General features: G+C 66.9%; 14 protein-coding genes and 1 pseudogene. 11 read left to right on the top strand and 4 right to left on the bottom strand.

Annotation, left to right across the window (positions count from 1 at the left end; translation table 11 throughout):
• Nucleotides 1-7: 7 nt before the first annotated feature.
• Nucleotides 8-721, bottom strand: a complete 714-nt coding sequence (gene arsH / locus R2601_RS20380) for an arsenical resistance protein ArsH (protein ID WP_007801851.1) — start codon at nucleotides 719-721, stop codon at nucleotides 8-10.
• A 37-nt stretch (nucleotides 722-758) separates the two neighbouring features.
• Nucleotides 759-1,805, bottom strand: a complete 1,047-nt coding sequence (arsB, locus tag R2601_RS20375) for an ACR3 family arsenite efflux transporter (protein WP_007801849.1) — start codon at nucleotides 1,803-1,805, stop codon at nucleotides 759-761.
• A 113-nt stretch (nucleotides 1,806-1,918) separates the two neighbouring features.
• On the opposite strand from arsB, the gene R2601_RS20370 reads away from it, so the two are divergent.
• The gene (locus R2601_RS20370; RefSeq protein ID WP_007801847.1) at nucleotides 1,919-2,257 is read left to right on the top strand and encodes an ArsR/SmtB family transcription factor; all 339 of its coding nucleotides are present in this window, start codon (nucleotides 1,919-1,921) and stop codon (nucleotides 2,255-2,257) included.
• 31 nt (nucleotides 2,258-2,288) lie between these two features.
• Here R2601_RS20370 and R2601_RS26175 read toward each other — a convergent pair.
• Nucleotides 2,289-2,438 (bottom strand): annotated as a pseudogene (locus R2601_RS26175) (SDR family oxidoreductase); the annotation flags it as partial.
• Nucleotides 2,439-2,496: 58 nt separating this feature from the next.
• Nucleotides 2,497-3,390 (bottom strand): LysR substrate-binding domain-containing protein, encoded by an 894-nt coding sequence (locus R2601_RS20365; protein ID WP_007801843.1) that lies wholly within the window; start codon nucleotides 3,388-3,390, stop codon nucleotides 2,497-2,499.
• 139 nt (nucleotides 3,391-3,529) lie between these two features.
• On the opposite strand from R2601_RS20365, the gene R2601_RS20360 reads away from it, so the two are divergent.
• From R2601_RS20360 to R2601_RS20315, 10 genes are all read left to right on the top strand, one after another.
• A complete protein-coding gene (locus tag R2601_RS20360) occupies nucleotides 3,530-4,648 on the top strand; it encodes a TauD/TfdA family dioxygenase (protein WP_254656090.1) in 1,119 nt (372 codons plus the stop codon).
• Complete coding sequence (locus R2601_RS20355; protein WP_007801840.1) at nucleotides 4,645-5,376, top strand: class II aldolase/adducin family protein; 732 nt, start codon at nucleotides 4,645-4,647, stop codon at nucleotides 5,374-5,376. The genes R2601_RS20360 and R2601_RS20355 overlap by 4 nt, the downstream gene beginning before the upstream one ends.
• The gene (locus R2601_RS20350; RefSeq protein WP_254656089.1) at nucleotides 5,303-6,346 is read left to right on the top strand and encodes a LysR substrate-binding domain-containing protein; all 1,044 of its coding nucleotides are present in this window, start codon (nucleotides 5,303-5,305) and stop codon (nucleotides 6,344-6,346) included. Before R2601_RS20355 ends, R2601_RS20350 begins: the two co-directional genes overlap by 74 nt.
• 102 nt (nucleotides 6,347-6,448) lie before the next feature.
• Nucleotides 6,449-7,483: an ABC transporter ATP-binding protein gene (locus tag R2601_RS20345; RefSeq protein ID WP_254656088.1), complete on the top strand. Its 1,035-nt coding sequence runs from the start codon at nucleotides 6,449-6,451 to the stop codon at nucleotides 7,481-7,483.
• A 91-nt stretch (nucleotides 7,484-7,574) separates the two neighbouring features.
• On the top strand, nucleotides 7,575-8,687 hold the full coding sequence (locus tag R2601_RS20340; RefSeq protein ID WP_007801833.1) for an ABC transporter substrate-binding protein: 1,113 nt from the start codon (nucleotides 7,575-7,577) through the stop codon (nucleotides 8,685-8,687).
• 56 nt (nucleotides 8,688-8,743) lie between these two features.
• The gene (locus tag R2601_RS20335; protein WP_007801831.1) at nucleotides 8,744-9,553 is read left to right on the top strand and encodes an ABC transporter permease; all 810 of its coding nucleotides are present in this window, start codon (nucleotides 8,744-8,746) and stop codon (nucleotides 9,551-9,553) included.
• The gene (locus tag R2601_RS20330) at nucleotides 9,550-10,368 is read left to right on the top strand and encodes an ABC transporter permease (protein ID WP_007801829.1); all 819 of its coding nucleotides are present in this window, start codon (nucleotides 9,550-9,552) and stop codon (nucleotides 10,366-10,368) included. Before R2601_RS20335 ends, R2601_RS20330 begins: the two co-directional genes overlap by 4 nt.
• A gap of 77 nt (nucleotides 10,369-10,445) precedes the next feature.
• Entirely contained in the window at nucleotides 10,446-11,606 is a 1,161-nt protein-coding gene (locus R2601_RS20325) for an acyl-CoA dehydrogenase family protein (RefSeq protein ID WP_007801827.1), read from the top strand.
• A 3-nt stretch (nucleotides 11,607-11,609) separates the two neighbouring features.
• Nucleotides 11,610-13,655, top strand: coding sequence for an acetate--CoA ligase family protein (locus R2601_RS20320; RefSeq protein ID WP_007801824.1), 2,046 nt, complete (start codon nucleotides 11,610-11,612; stop codon nucleotides 13,653-13,655).
• Complete coding sequence (locus R2601_RS20315) at nucleotides 13,652-14,434, top strand: carnitinyl-CoA dehydratase (protein ID WP_007801823.1); 783 nt, start codon at nucleotides 13,652-13,654, stop codon at nucleotides 14,432-14,434. The genes R2601_RS20320 and R2601_RS20315 overlap by 4 nt, the downstream gene beginning before the upstream one ends.
• The last annotated feature ends 7 nt before the right edge of the window (nucleotides 14,435-14,441 follow it).

Below are 14,441 nucleotides of genomic sequence, written 5' to 3'. Positions count from 1 at the left end.
CGGGTGGTCACACCGCCTTGGACTGGTTGACCCGCGCCGACAGCGCCGCGTGATCCTCGACCCGCTCCGAGTAGCGGTCCACGAGGTGGTCGCGGATGTCGCGGGTCAGGAGGGTGAACCTGACCAGTTCCTCCATCACGTCGACGATGCGGTTGTAATAAGGCGAGGGCTTCATCCGTCCGTCCTCGTCGAACTCGTCCCAGGCCTTGGGCACGGAGGACTGGTTGGGAATGGTCAGCAGCCGCATCCAGCGCCCGAGGATGCGCAGCTGGTTGACCGTGTTGAACGATTGCGAGCCGCCGCAGACCTGCATCACCGCCAGCGTCTTGCCCTGCGTCGGACGCACCGAGCCCAGTGACAGCGGGATCCAGTCGATCTGGCTTTTCATGATGCCCGTCATCGCGCCGTGGCGTTCAGGCGAGGACCAGACCATGCCCTCGCACCAGCTTACCAGGTCGCGCAGTTCGGCCACCTTGGGGTGATCGGTCGGGGCGCTGTCCGGCGCGGGCAGGTCGCGCGGATCGAAGAGTTGCACCTCGGCGCCGAAGCGGGTCAGGACGCGGGCGGCCTCTTCGGCGGCAAAGCGCGAGAAGCTGCGCTCGCGCAGCGATCCGTAGAGCACCAGGATGCGCGGGGGATGGCTGCTGCGCTCGGACGGAAACAGCGCGTCGGGATCGATGGGTGCGAAGGTGGCATCGGTGATCTGCGGCGTGTCGGTCATGTCGGACTCCTTGGGACGAGGCGCGTGGCAGCGCGGCTCAGGCCGCAGCCCCGGGAAAACGGGCACGCGTGCGATTGGCGAAGGCCACGAGCGACAGCATCACCGGCACCTCGACCAGCACACCGACCACCGTGGCCAGCGCCGCGCCGGAGTTCAGGCCGAAGAGGCTGATGGCAACCGCGACGGCCAGTTCGAAAAAGTTCGACGTGCCGATCATGGCGCAGGGCGCGGCGATCCGGTGTGGCACCTTCAGCAGGAAGGCCGCGCCATAGGCCAGCGCGAAGATGCAGTAGCTCTGGATCAGGATCGGCACCGCGATCAGGGCGATGATCCCGGGGCGTGAGAGGATGGTGTCGCCCTGCAGGCCGAAGAGGATGGCGACGGTGGCGATCAGGCCGATCATCGACAGCGGCTTGATGCGGGCGGTGAAGGCCGCGATGGCGGCGTCGGACCCGAGCGCGCGGCGCGTCAGCAGCCCCGCCACCAGAGGCAACACCACGTAGAGCACCGTGGCCAGCACCAGCGTGTCCCACGGCACCGCGATCTCGGTCACCCCGAGGAGCAGCGCCACGATCGGCGCGAAGGCCACCACCATGATCAGGTCGTTCACCGAGACCTGCACCAGCGTGTAGGTGGCATCGCCGCGGGTCAGCTGGCTCCAGACGAAGACCATCGCGGTGCAGGGTGCGGCGCCGAGGAGGATCAGCCCGGCGATGTATTGCGCGGCATCTTCGGGGGCGATCCACGGCGCGAAGAGGTGATCGAAGAACAGCACCGCGAGAAAGGCCATGGTGAAGGGCTTGATCAGCCAGTTGACGACCAGCGTGACCATGAGCCCCTTGGGCTGTCGCGCGACCCCGGCCACGGCGCCGAAATCGACGCTGACCATCATCGGATAGACCATCGCCCAGATCAGCACCGCCACGACGAGGTTGATCGAGGCGACCTCGGCCGCCGCGATGGCGTTGACCAGCCCCGGCGCCGCCGTGCCGATGGCGAGGCCCGCGGCCATCGCTATCGCAACCCAGACCGTCAGAAGGCGTTCGAAGCGGCCCATCGGGGCGGGGGCGGACGTGTCGGACATGGAGCCTCCGGAGCTTTGATGAATTCGTCATTTCGCGCATTCACGAATTGATTGACGGATAGGTCAGACGTGGCTCGCTTGTCAACATTCCTCATTTCGCGTAATGACGAATTATGGAACAGACCGCCGCCATCGACGCCTTCAGCGCGCTTGCCCATGACACCCGGCTCAGGATTTTCCGGCTCCTTGTCCAGCGCGGCCCCGGGGGCACGCCGGCGATGGAGATCGGGCGGCTGCTGGACATCAAGCCCTCGACCCTGTCGGGCCATCTGGCCGCGCTGAAGCGCGCCGGGCTGGTCAGCAGCGAACGCCAGCACCGCGAAATCCAGTACGCGCCGCGCCTGGACGCGGTGAACGGGTTGGTGCGGTTCCTGCTCGAGGATTGCTGTGGCGGCGACGAAGGCGCCTGCTCGGGGATCGGTCTGACGGGGCAGGGCTGCAAGACGGCATAGGGCAAGGCCTTTGGGCCACGTCCCTCCGCGGTCAGTCAGCTGTCCAGCCGCCATCCACCATCAGCGACGTGCCTGTCACGAGGGCCGAGGCGTCGGAGCCGAGGTAGACCACGGCGCCCATGATGTCCTCGATCTCGCCGACGCGGCCGAGCTTGATCTTGTCCTCGATCCACGCCCACCGAGGCCTGGTAGGTGTCGGGGAAACTGGCGTTCACGACCGGCGCCAGCGCTCCGAAGGCTCAGCCCTCGGCGTGCTCCGTGGCGCTGATCCAGTCGAGAAACGTTTTCGCGGGGTGCGACGGTCGGCGCGCGCCGGTCACGAAGTAGGATGTCCCGAGATCGAGCTCGCCCCCGGGCCACATGCGCAGCGCGCCGTCGCGCACTGCGCCGCTGGCAATCGAGCGCCAGCCAAGCATCACGCCGCGCCCGTCCAGTACCGCCTGCGCCGCCTGCACGTAGTTGTTGAAGGTCTGCCCCGAGAGCCGGCTGCGCGCGATGCCGCGGGCGCGCAGGTAGTCCTCCCAGCCGGCCCAGTGCTGGTTGTGCGGGCTGCGCACGTGGATCAGCGGCGCCCCGTCGAGCCCGATGCCCTCGGCCTCGAGGCGGTCCAGCAGGGCGGGCGCGGCGACCGGACAGACGCGCTCGTCGAAGAGCTTCTGCGTCGTGCCCTCGCGCCAGCCTCCGGTGCCGTAGCGGATGGCGATGTCGATGCCCGGCGAAAGGTGCGGCAGGTCCGTCGCCGGAGCCTGCACGTTCACCGTGATCTCGGGGTGGCTTGCATAGAACTGCGGCAGCCGCGGCATCAGCCAGTAGGTCGCCATGCCGAGCGTGCAGGACACCATGACCTGCGCGCCGTCCTGGCCGCTGAGCGCTCGGATGTCCTCGAGCGCCGCCGAGATCTGCCCAAGCCCGTCGCGTACCGCCCGGGACAGGAGCTCGCCCGCCTCGGTCAGTTGCGCGGGCCGGGTGGCGCGGTCGAACAGCGTCGTGCCGACATGCTCCTCCAGCGCCTTCAGGGCCTGGCTGACCGCCGGCTGGGTGACGTTGAGCCGCGCCGCCGCCAGCCGCATCGAGCCATGACGCGCGACGGCTTCGAAGGTGGTGAGCAGGCGCAGCGGCGGAAATCGCTCCATTAGATTAACCCCTGGATTAAGTTAGCTTCACGCTAATCCGCCTGTTGGCCAAAAGGAAGACGTGGAATGCTTCTTTGCAGAAACCTCCCCAATCCACGCCAACACATCGAGAACACGCATGAATGTCATGACCTCCCCCGTGGCTGCCCCGGTCCTCAAGGACAAGGGGCTCGAGATTATCCTCTCCGACGGTGAAAGCCATTACTTCAACTTCCATTGGCTGCGCGACAACTGCCCGAGCTCGTTCAGCGCGGCCACCCGTGAGCGCAGCTTCGACATCTTCCACCTCGACGCGGCGCCGCGGGCGAAGACCGCCGAAGTGGCCGGCGACGCGCTCGAACTGACCTGGGAAGCCGAAGACCACGTCACCCGCTTCCCCATCGCATGGCTCGAGGCCTACAAGGTGCCGCAGCGCCGCCCCGATCCGGCGGACCTGCCGCGCAAGGCGTGGTATGGCGATCACTACCCGGACGTGCCGCGCTTCAGCCAGCCCGAGCTGCTGGCAGACGAGGCGCTGCGCGCCAAGTGGATCGAGGCGATGCTGGTCGAGGGCTTCACAATCCTCACCGACATGCCCGACAGCAACGCGGGCCTCACCGAGACGGCCGAGATGATCGGTCAGGTGCGTCCGACCTTTTTCGGTGACTATTTCGACGTGAAGACCCACATCAACCCGACCAACACCGCCTACACGGCCTCGGCGCTGGAGCTGCACACCGACACCCCCGCCGAAGAGCACGCGCCGGGCGTGCAGTTCCTGCATTGCCGTGCCAACACCGTGGATGGCGGCAACAGCCTCTACGCCGATGGCGTGGCGGTGGCCAACGACTTCCGCACCCGCGACCCCGAGGGGTTCAAGCTTCTCTCGGAGGTGCCGGTGCCGTTCTTCTGCGAGCATGACCATTACGACATGCGCTCGCGCCAGACGATCATCGAGCTCGACCAGCATGGCGAAGTGTCGGGCCTGACGATCAGCCAGCACATGCTTGACCTCTCCGATCTCGACCAGCACATGCTCGACAGCTGGTACCCGGCCTTCTGCCGCTTCGGAAAGATGCTGCAGGAAGAGAAATACATGATGACCTTCCTGATGAAGGCGGGCGAATGCATGGTGTTCGACAATCACCGCATCGTGCATGGCCGCGCCGCCTATACTGCCGAAAGCGGCGACCGTTACCTGCGCGGCTGCTACACCGACCGGGCCGAGATGCGCTCGACCTATCGCGCGCTGGTCAGCGAAGGGCGGTTCAAGGCATGAACGCGCACAGCCTTCCCGACGAAGAGACTGCCGCCCTGCGGCAGGATCTCTCGGCGGCGTTCCGGATCTGCCACCAGATGGGATGGAGCGAATCCGTCGGAAACCACTTCAGCGCGGCGGTGTCCGAAGATGGCGCCGCGTTCCTGCTGAACCCGTGCTGGCAGCACTTTGCCACCATCCGCCCCGAGGACCTGCTGCGCATCGATGCCCGCGACGGGCGGGTGCTGGAGGGGCAGGGGGCGCCGGATGCCTCGGCCTGGTGCGTGCATGGCACGCTGCACCGCAAGAAGCCGGAGGCGCGGGTGGTCCTGCACGCGCATTCGCCCTATGCCACGGCGCTGGCCTGCCTGAAGGATCCCACCGTCGTGCCGATCGACAACAACACGGCGCGGTTCTATGGGCGCACCGCCTATGATCTCGACTTCGGCGGCATCGCCGATGCCGAGGAAGAGGGCGAGCGGCTGGCCGAGCGGCTTGGCGACAAGTCGGTGCTGGTGATGGGCAACCACGGCGTCACCATCGTTGGCGACACGGTCGCCGCGGCCTTCGAGGATCTCTATTTCTTCGAGAAGGCGGCGCAGACCCTGATCCTCGCGCGCTCGACAGGCGCGCCGCTGGCGGTGCTTTCGGACGCGGTGGCGCAGAACACCGCCGATGGCTGGCGTGCCTATGCGGGCATGGCCGACCGGCACTTTGCCTTCCTCAAGGCGCAGCTTCCGGCGCTCTGAGCCCTCGCATGACAGCCCCCGCCGGTGTATCCAGCGGGGGCATCCACGCGCGAGGCCCGTCATCAAACGCTATCCTTCCATCCAGGCGCTGCGCGCCATCGAGAGCGTCGCCCGCAACGGTGCGCTCTGGCGTGCCGCGGCCGAGCTCAACGTCACCCGCAGCGCGATCAGCCACCAGCTGCGGTTGCTCGAGGCCGATCTCGGTTTCAAGATCGTCGAGCGCAGCGGCAACAAGTCCGAGATCACCCCCCGCGCCCGTGCCTATGCCGAGGACGTGCGCCGCGCGCTGAGCATGATCGCCAGTTCCACCGCGCGGGTGGCGCAGGAGGGGCTCACCGGCTCGCTGACGATCAGCGCCACGCCCGGTTTTGCCGATGGCTGGCTGTGCCTGCACCTTGGCGATTTCATCGCCGAGCATCCCGACGTGGTGGTGACGGTGCTCAGCTCGCACAAGATGGCCGACACCACCAATCCCGAGATCGACACCTTCATCACCTTCGGGCACGAGCCGCGCGCCAATCTCAGGAGCGTGCCGCTGTTCTCGGTCGAGTTCACGCCGCTTTGCAGCCCGGCCTATCTCAGCCGGTTCAAGAGCTTCAACGACCTGCGCATCCTGCAGCAGGCAACGCTTCTGCACATGAGCGACTTCACCGACTGGGAAGACTGGATGACCCTCTCGGGGCTGCCCTCCGAGGATGCCCGGCGCGGCATCTGCTATTCCGACATGAACATCGTGCACACCGCGGTTCTCGCGGGCGAGGGAATTGCCATCGGAGACACCGTTCTGTGGGGGAAGGATCTTCGCGAGGGGCGTCTGATGCGGCCTTTCGCGGCATCATTGCACGAGAGCACGGGTTATTTCATTTGCACGCCAGAGGAGAACGTCGAGAATCCCATCGTCGATGAATTCCACAAGTGGCTGAAATCTAAGATTGAATTCTCCAGACTCACACCCATCCGGAAGTCGTGACAAAAGAAGTTTGTCGAGCGTCTGAATAAGTTTCATTTGCAGTTCACCTCTTGCCGCCTCACCCTTGGGCCAACACGGACAGGAATGAAAAGCGAGGCGATTGTGTCGAACACAACGCAGATCGAAGCACGTTCGGTCGGAAAGACATTCGGGAAGTTCCACGCGCTGCGTGATGTTTCCCTGCAAATCTCTGAAGGCGAGTTCCTCTCGCTTCTGGGCCCCTCCGGCTCGGGCAAGACCACCTTTCTCACGCTGCTTGGCGGCTATGAGCCGGTGACGCGGGGCAGGCTGATGCTGGAAGGGCAGGACATGACCTCGTGGTCGGCCAACCAGCGCGGCTTCGGCATGGTCTTTCAGGGCTACGCCCTGTTTCCGCACCTGACGGTGGCCGAAAACATCGCCTTCCCGCTGAAGGTGCAGAAGCGCTCCAAGGCGCAGGTCACCGACCGGGTCGCGCAGATGGTCGAGATGGTCGGGCTCTCGGGCCACGAGCACAAGAAACCCAAGGCGCTCTCCGGTGGCCAGCAGCAGCGCGTGGCGCTGGCGCGGGCGCTGGCCTACGAACCCAAGGTGCTGCTTCTCGACGAGCCGTTCTCGGCCCTCGACAAGAACCTGCGCGGCCAGATGCAGGAAGAGCTGCGGCGCCTGCACCGCGATCTGGGCACCACCTTCGTCTTCGTGACCCACGACCAGGAAGAGGCGCTGGCGCTGTCCTCGCGCATCGCGATCTTCAACCACGGCGAGTTGCAGCAGATCGGCACCCCGGACGAGGTCTACGAGCGTCCGGCGAACCGGTTTACCGCGGAGTTCCTTGGCGACATCAACATCCTGTCGCTCGACGCCGAGGCCGGCGGCATCGCCGGTACGCCGCTCGAGCTGCCGGCGAGCGCAACCGCTTACGAGCATGTCGCCATCCGCCCCGAGCACATGCGCCTCGCCGCGGCAGGGGACGGCAACCAGCTTCCGGCACGGGTGCGCGACCGGGTCTATCTTGGCTCCAAGTCGCGGCTGCTGCTCGAGACCCGCGCCGGCGAGGAACTGATGCTCTACTTCGACAACGGCCCCGGCCTGCCGCCGCCGGACCGGGGGGCCGAGCTGAACGTCGTGTGGGACACCCGCGACAGCTTCGCCATCTGACCAATTCCCGACAGCCGATCCCGCGAAACCGGGGCGCCTCAGCGCCCGGGGCGGGAAAGGTCTACCCGATAACCAAGCAACAGGTGAGACAATGACCAATCACTTCCAGAACGACCTCGTGGAAATCCTCAAGGAACGCACCGCGAAGGGACAGATCTCGCGCCGCCAGATGCTGCAGGGGCTGGGCGCCCTGATGGGCACCACCGCGCTCGGCCTCGGCGCCGGCAGCGCGCAGGCTCAGGAGGGCCGGCTGGTGTTCGTGAACTGGGGCGGCGACGCGCTCGACGCCATGGACGCGGCCTTCGGCCAGCCCTTCGCCGAGGAAACCGGCATCAACGTGCTTTATGACGGTTCCGGCCCGACCGAGGGCGCAATCACTGCGCAGGTGCAGGGCGGCCGTCCGACCTGGGACCTCGTCGATGCCGAGCCGTTCTCGTCGCAGGCGCTGGGTCGCCAAGGCATGATGGAGCCGATCGACTATGACGTGGTCGACCCGGCCAAGCAGCGCGAGGGCTTCCACTGGGAGTACTCGTCGTCGTGCTATTTCTACAGCTACGTCATTGCCTACGACGCGACCAAGTACGACACCCCGCCGACCTCGCTGGCCGATTTCTTCGACACCGAGAAATTCCCCGGCAAGCGCTCGATGTACAAGTGGGGCGCCGGCATGTGGGAAGCGGCGCTGCTGGCCGACGGCGTGGCGCCCGAGGATCTCTACCCGCTCGATCTCGACCGGGCGCACGCCAAGATCGAGGCCTTCAAGGAGCATGTCGGTGCGTTCTGGGGCGGCGGTGCCGAAAGCCAGTCGCTGCTGCTCAACGGCGATGTCTCCATGGCGCTGATCTGGAACACCCGCGCGAGCCTGCTGCACAAGGACACCGAGGGCGAGATCACCTTCACGTGGGATGACGGCATCATCGGCCCGGGCGGCATCGGCGTGCTCAAGGACAACCCGGGCGGCAAGGAAGCGGCGATGAACTACATCGCGGCGACCCAGGAGCCCGAGCGCCAGGTGGTGCTGTTCCAGATGCTGGGCAACGGCCCCTCCAACCCGGCGGCGGATGCGCTGATCCCCGAGGAGGAGCGCCGCTTCAACCCGATGGACCCGGCGAACCTGCCCAAGCAGGTGGCGCTCGACATGGCGTGGTACGAGGAGAACTACAGCGCCGCGCTCGACGCGTATCTCCAGATCATCTCCGCCTGATCCCCCGAAACCGCCGCCCCCGTCCCAGTGGTCGGGGGCGGCGTCAAGGAGCCTCCATGCGCCCCGTTCTCTTTCTCATCTGTCCCGTGCTGCTGTTTCTCGGAGCGAGCTACCTGCTGCCGTTCCTCGGGATCGTGCAGCTCAGCTTTACCGACCCCGACCCGGGGCTCGCGCAATATGGCCGCGTGCTGACCGAGGATCTGCCGACCGGTGTGATCTGGCGGACCCTGCGGCTCTGCGTCATCGTCACCGCCGTGTCGGTGAGTTGCGCCTATGTCATCACCCTGCTCTGGGTGCGGGGCAGCCCGCTGGTGCGCTCGATCACCGAGCTCTGCATCATGATTCCGTTCTGGATCTCGGTGCTCAGCCGTGCCTTCGGCTGGCTGTCGATGCTCTCGAACCGTGGCCTGCTCAACACCTGGCTGCAGGATCTCGGCCTGATTGACAGCGCCATCCAGATGACCCGCAACGAGTTTGCCGTCGTCGTCGGCATGTCCCACTACCTCATTCCCTTCGCGGTCTTCCCGCTCGCCACCGCCATGCGCAATGTGGACGAGCGCGTGCTCACGGCCGCCGACGGCATGGGGGCCTCGCGGCTGCGGATCTTCTGGCAGGTGTTCCTGCCGATGACCGCCAGCGGCATCATGGGCGCCACGCTGCTGGTCTTCGTCTTCTCCATCGGCTTCTACGTCACGCCCGCGCTTCTGGGCGGCGGACAATCGGTGCTGGTGGCCGAGCTGATCTACCTCTGGCTCTTCCAGATCCCGCAATGGGGCATGGCCGCCGCGATGAGCGTCGTGCTGATGCTCGGGGTCGGCGGCATCCTCTTCATCCTCATGCGTCGTTACGGGGAGATGGCAAAATGAACCGGCTTCGTCCCGGCGTGCTCGCCACGCTTCTCTCCTCGCTCGTCGCGCTGTTCCTGCTGATGCCACTGATCGCGGTGGTGCCGGTGAGCTTCACCTCGCGCCGCTACCTGTCGCTGCCCAATGGCGACTGGTCCTGGCGCCACTACACCGCGCTGTTCGGGGATCCCGACTGGGGCAGCAGCCTGCTGACCTCGGTGCAGGTCGGCGTGCTGGCGAGCTTGTTGGCGGTGGCGCTCGCCGCGGCCTTCTGCATCGGCATCTGGATGCTGCGCCCGCGCGGCGCGGGGCTGATGACCGGCTTCGTGCTGCTGCCGATGGTGGCGCCGCCGGTGGTGTCGTCGCTGACGCTTTACTTCTTTCTCAACCAGCTGGCGCGGTGGAACTCGCTTGTCGCCTACGACAAGCTCGGCGGCGTGGTGCTGGCCCACATGGTGATGATCGTACCCTATGCGGTGGTGGTCATCATGGTTTCGCTCAGCCAGCTCGACCGGCGCATGGATCTTGCCGCCCAGTCGATGGGCGCCAGCGTGCCGACCCGCGTCTTCGGAGTGATCCTGCCCAACATCCGCTTCGGCCTGCTGGGCGCGTTCTTTCTCTGCTTCCTGCTGAGCTGGGACGAGATCGGCGTGACGCTCTTCGTCACCTCGGTCGAGACCATCACCCTGCCGCGCCGCATGTGGATGGGCCTGCGCGACAATGTCGATCCGGCCATCGCCGCGCTGTCGGTGCTGCTGATCCTCGTGGTCACGGTACTGGTTGTGATCCGTGCCGCCATGCTCATGCGCAAGGAACGACGGGCCCGCGGCGCCTGACCCGACCTGCGCCGCCGGAGCGGCGCGGCTCTCCCCCTGCAACCCACACACTCCCGACCCAAAGAAAAGGGTGACCCATGCATTTTGGACTGACCGAAGAACAGGAGATGATCGTCTCCACCGTGCGGAGCTTCGTCGAGAACGAGATCTACCCGCACGAGGCGCTTGTCGAGCGCACCGGCGAGGTGCCTGCCGAGATCGCGCAGGAGATCAAGCAGAAGTGCCTCGACCTGGGCTTCTATGCCTCGAACTTCCCCGAGAGCGTCGGCGGGCCGGGCCTCAGCCACGTGGATTTCGCGCTGGTCGAGCGCGAGCTCGGCCGCGGCTCGATGGCGCTGACCCATTTCTTCGGGCGCCCGCAGAACATCCTGATGGCCTGCGAGGGCGAGCAGGTCGAGAAGTACCTCATGCCTGCCGTGCGTGGCGAGAAGATGGACGCGCTGGCGATGACCGAGCCCGACGCGGGCTCGGACGTTCGCAGCATGAAATGCCAGGCCGTGCGTGACGGCGGCGACTGGGTGGTGAACGGCTCGAAGCACTTCATCTCGGGCGCCGAGCACGCGGATTTCGTCATCGTCTTCGTCGCCAGCGGCGTCGACGAGACCCCGCGCGGCCCCAAGAAGCGCATCACCTGCTTCCTCGTGGATCGCGGCACACCCGGCTTCGAGATCGCGCGCGGGTACAACTCGGTCTCGCATCGCGGCTACCAGAATTCGATCCTCTATTTCGACAACTGCCGCCTGTCGGATGCGCAGGTGCTCGGCGAGGTCGACGGCGGCTTCGACGTGATGAACGAGTGGCTCTATGCCACGCGCATCACCGTGGCGACCAACTCGGTCGGCCGCGCCCGCCGGGTCTATGACCACGCGGTCGCCTATGCCGCCGAGCGCAAGCAGTTCGGCCAGCCGATCGGCAAGTTCCAGGGTGTGAGCTTCCAGATTGCCGACATGATCACCGAGATTGATGCCGCCGACTGGCTGACCCTCTCCTCGGCATGGCGCCTTGACCAGGGCCTTCCGGCGAACCGCGAGATCGCCTCGGCCAAGGTCTATGCCTCGGAGATGCTCGCGCGTGTGACCGATGCCGCGCTGCAGATCCACGGCGGCATGGGCCTGATGGACGAGCTGCCCATCGAGCGCTTCTGGCGCGACGCGCGCGTCGAGCGGATCTGGGACGGGACTTCGGAGATCCAGCGCCACATCATCAGCCGGGAGATCTTCCGGCCGCTGGGAGCCTAAGCCATGTCGCCGCTGAGCCGTTTCTTCTCGCCGAAGGCCATCACCGTGATCGGTGGCGGCGCATGGTGCGAGGCGGTGGTGCGCCAGTGCCGCGCCACCGGCTTCACCGGTCCGATCTGGCCGGTGCATCCCAAGAAGTCGGAGGTCGGCGGCGAGCCGGCCTATCCCGATCTCGCGTCGCTGCCCGGCGTGCCGGATGCCGCCTTCATCGGCGTCAACCGCGAACTGACCGTCAAGATGGCGGGCGACCTATCCAGGATGGGCTGCGGCGGCGCGGTGTGCTTCGCCGCCGGCTTCTCCGAAGCGGTTTCGGAGCTTGCCGACGGCGATGACCTTCAGGCAGAGCTGGTGGAGGCCGCGGGCGAGATGCGCGTGCTTGGCCCCAACTGCTACGGCATTGTCAACGCGCTCGACGGTGTCGCGCTCTGGCCCGACCGGCACGGCATGAGCCCGGTCGAGAGCGGCGTGGCCGTGATCGGCCAGTCGTCGAACGTGCTCATCAACCTGACCATGCAGCGCCGTGGCCTGCCGCTCGCCGCCGTTGTCGCGGCGGGCAATCAGGCACAGACCTCGATGTCGGACCTCGGCATCGCGCTGCTGGAAAATCCGCGCATCACCGCGCTTGGCCTGCATATCGAGGGGATCAGCGATCTGCCGGCCTTCGAGGCGCTGGCCGCCCGCGCCGCCGAACTGGGCAAGCCCATTGTCGCGCTGCGCGTCGGCTCGTCCGAGCAGGCGCAGGCGGCGGCGGTGTCGCACACCGCCTCGCTCACCGGTTCGGACGCGGGGGCACGGGCGCTTTTGCGCCGCCTCGGCATCGCGCAGGTCGAGACCCCGACCGAGCTGGTCGAGACGCTGAAGATCCTGCATGTCACCGGGGGCTTGCGCTCTGCGCGCATCGCCTCTGCGTCGTGCTCGGGCGGTGAAGCCTCGCTGATGGCCGACATGGGCGAGATCGCCGGGGTCGCGTACCCCGCGCTCACCGACACCCAGAAGACCGGCCTGCGCGCCGCGCTCGGCCCTAAGGTCGCGCTGGCCAATCCCTTGGATTACAACACCTATATCTGGGGCGACGAAGACGCTTTGACGGCGACCTTCACGGCGCTCTGCGATGCCGGGGCGGCGCTTGGCCTGGGCTGCGTGGTGGTGGATTACCCGCGTGATGACCGGTTCGACGCGCCCGATTACGATCAGGTGCTGCGCGCCGTGGCCAAGACCCGCGATGCGACGGGCACTCCGATGGCAATGGTCTCGCTGCTGGCGGAAGGGCTGCCCGAGCCGGTGGCGCGACGGGCGCTTGAGATGGGCGTCGTGCCGCTCTGCGGCATGGGCGATGCACTGAAGGCGATCCGCGCCGCTGTCGCCGTCCCGCCGGGGGGGAATGCGCGCCCCGATCCGGTGACCCTGCCGTTGAACGGCAGCGGCGCGGCGCGGGTGTTCTCCGAGGCCGAGGCCAAGGCGCTGCTCAGCGGCGTCGGTGTTCGGGTGCCCGGCTCGGGCCGCGCGGCGGATGCAGCCACGGCGGCCGAGACCGCGGCCCGGATCGGCTTTCCAGTGGTGCTCAAGGGCGAGGGCATCGCTCACAAGACCGAGGCCGGGGCGGTGGTGCTGAACCTTGCCTCCGCGCAGGAGGTCAGCGATGCGGCAGCAGGGATGCCGGCCGAGAGCTTCCTCGTCGAGGAGATGATCACCGGCACCGTCGCCGAGCTGATCCTCGGCGTGACGCGCGATCCGGCGCATGGCTTCGTGCTGACGCTGGGCCTCGGGGGCATTCTCACCGAGCTCATCCGCGATACCGCCTCGGTGCTGATCCCCGCCAGCCGCGACGACATCGCGGCGGCGTTGCAATCCTTGCGCACCGCGCCGCTGCTGACCGGTTACCGCGGTCGCCCCGGGGCCGACATGGACGCGATCATCGACACCGCCATGGCCCTGCAAACGCTTGTGCAGGACAACGCGAGCGCCCTGCACGAAATCGAAATCAACCCGCTGATCTGCCGCGCCACGGACGCGGTGGCGGCGGATGCCCTGATCAGGATGGAAGAATGACCCAGAACGTCTTGACGACGCGCCGCGGTGCGGTGCTTGAAGTCACCTTGAACCGGCCCAAGGCCAACGCCATCGACATGGCGACGAGCCGCGAGCTGGGCGAGATCTTCACCGAATTCCGCGACGATCCCGCGCTGCGCGTGGCAATCCTCACCGCGCAGGGCGAGAAGTTCTTCTGCCCGGGCTGGGATCTGAAGGCCGCGGCCGAGGGCGAGGCGGCGGATGCCGATTACGGCGTCGGCGGCTTCGGCGGGCTGCAGGAACTGCGCGGCCTGAACAAGCCGGTGATCGCCGCCGTCAACGGCATCGCCTGCGGCGGCGGGCTCGAGCTGGCGCTCGGCGCCGACATCATCCTCGCCGCCGATCATGCCAGCTTTGCCCTGCCGGAGATCAAGTCCGGCACCGTGGCCGATGCCGCGACGATCAAGCTGCCCAAGCGCATCCCCTACCACATCGCGATGGAGCTGCTTTTTACCGGGCGCTGGTTCGACGCCGAGGAGGCGCATCGCTGGGGCCTGATCAACCGTATCCTGCCCGCCGCGGACCTGATGGCCGAGGCGCGCAAGATGGCGGACGAACTCGCCTCCGGCCCGCCGCTGGTCTTTGCCGCGATCAAGGAGATCGCCCGCGAGGCCGAGGACATGAAGTTCCAGGACGTGCTCAACCGCATCAATGGCAGCCAGTTCGAGACCGTCGAGCGGCTCTACCGCTCCGAGGACCAGAAGGAAGGCGCCCGCGCCTTCGCCGAGAAACGTGACCCGGTCTGGAAAGGCCGGTAAGGAGATC

The sequence above is a fragment of the Salipiger bermudensis HTCC2601 genome, from assembly GCF_000153725.1.
GTDB lineage: Bacteria > Pseudomonadota > Alphaproteobacteria > Rhodobacterales > Rhodobacteraceae > Salipiger > Salipiger bermudensis.
The sequence above is the reverse complement of the archived record's forward strand: the minus strand, read 5'-3'. Positions and strand labels throughout refer to the sequence as shown.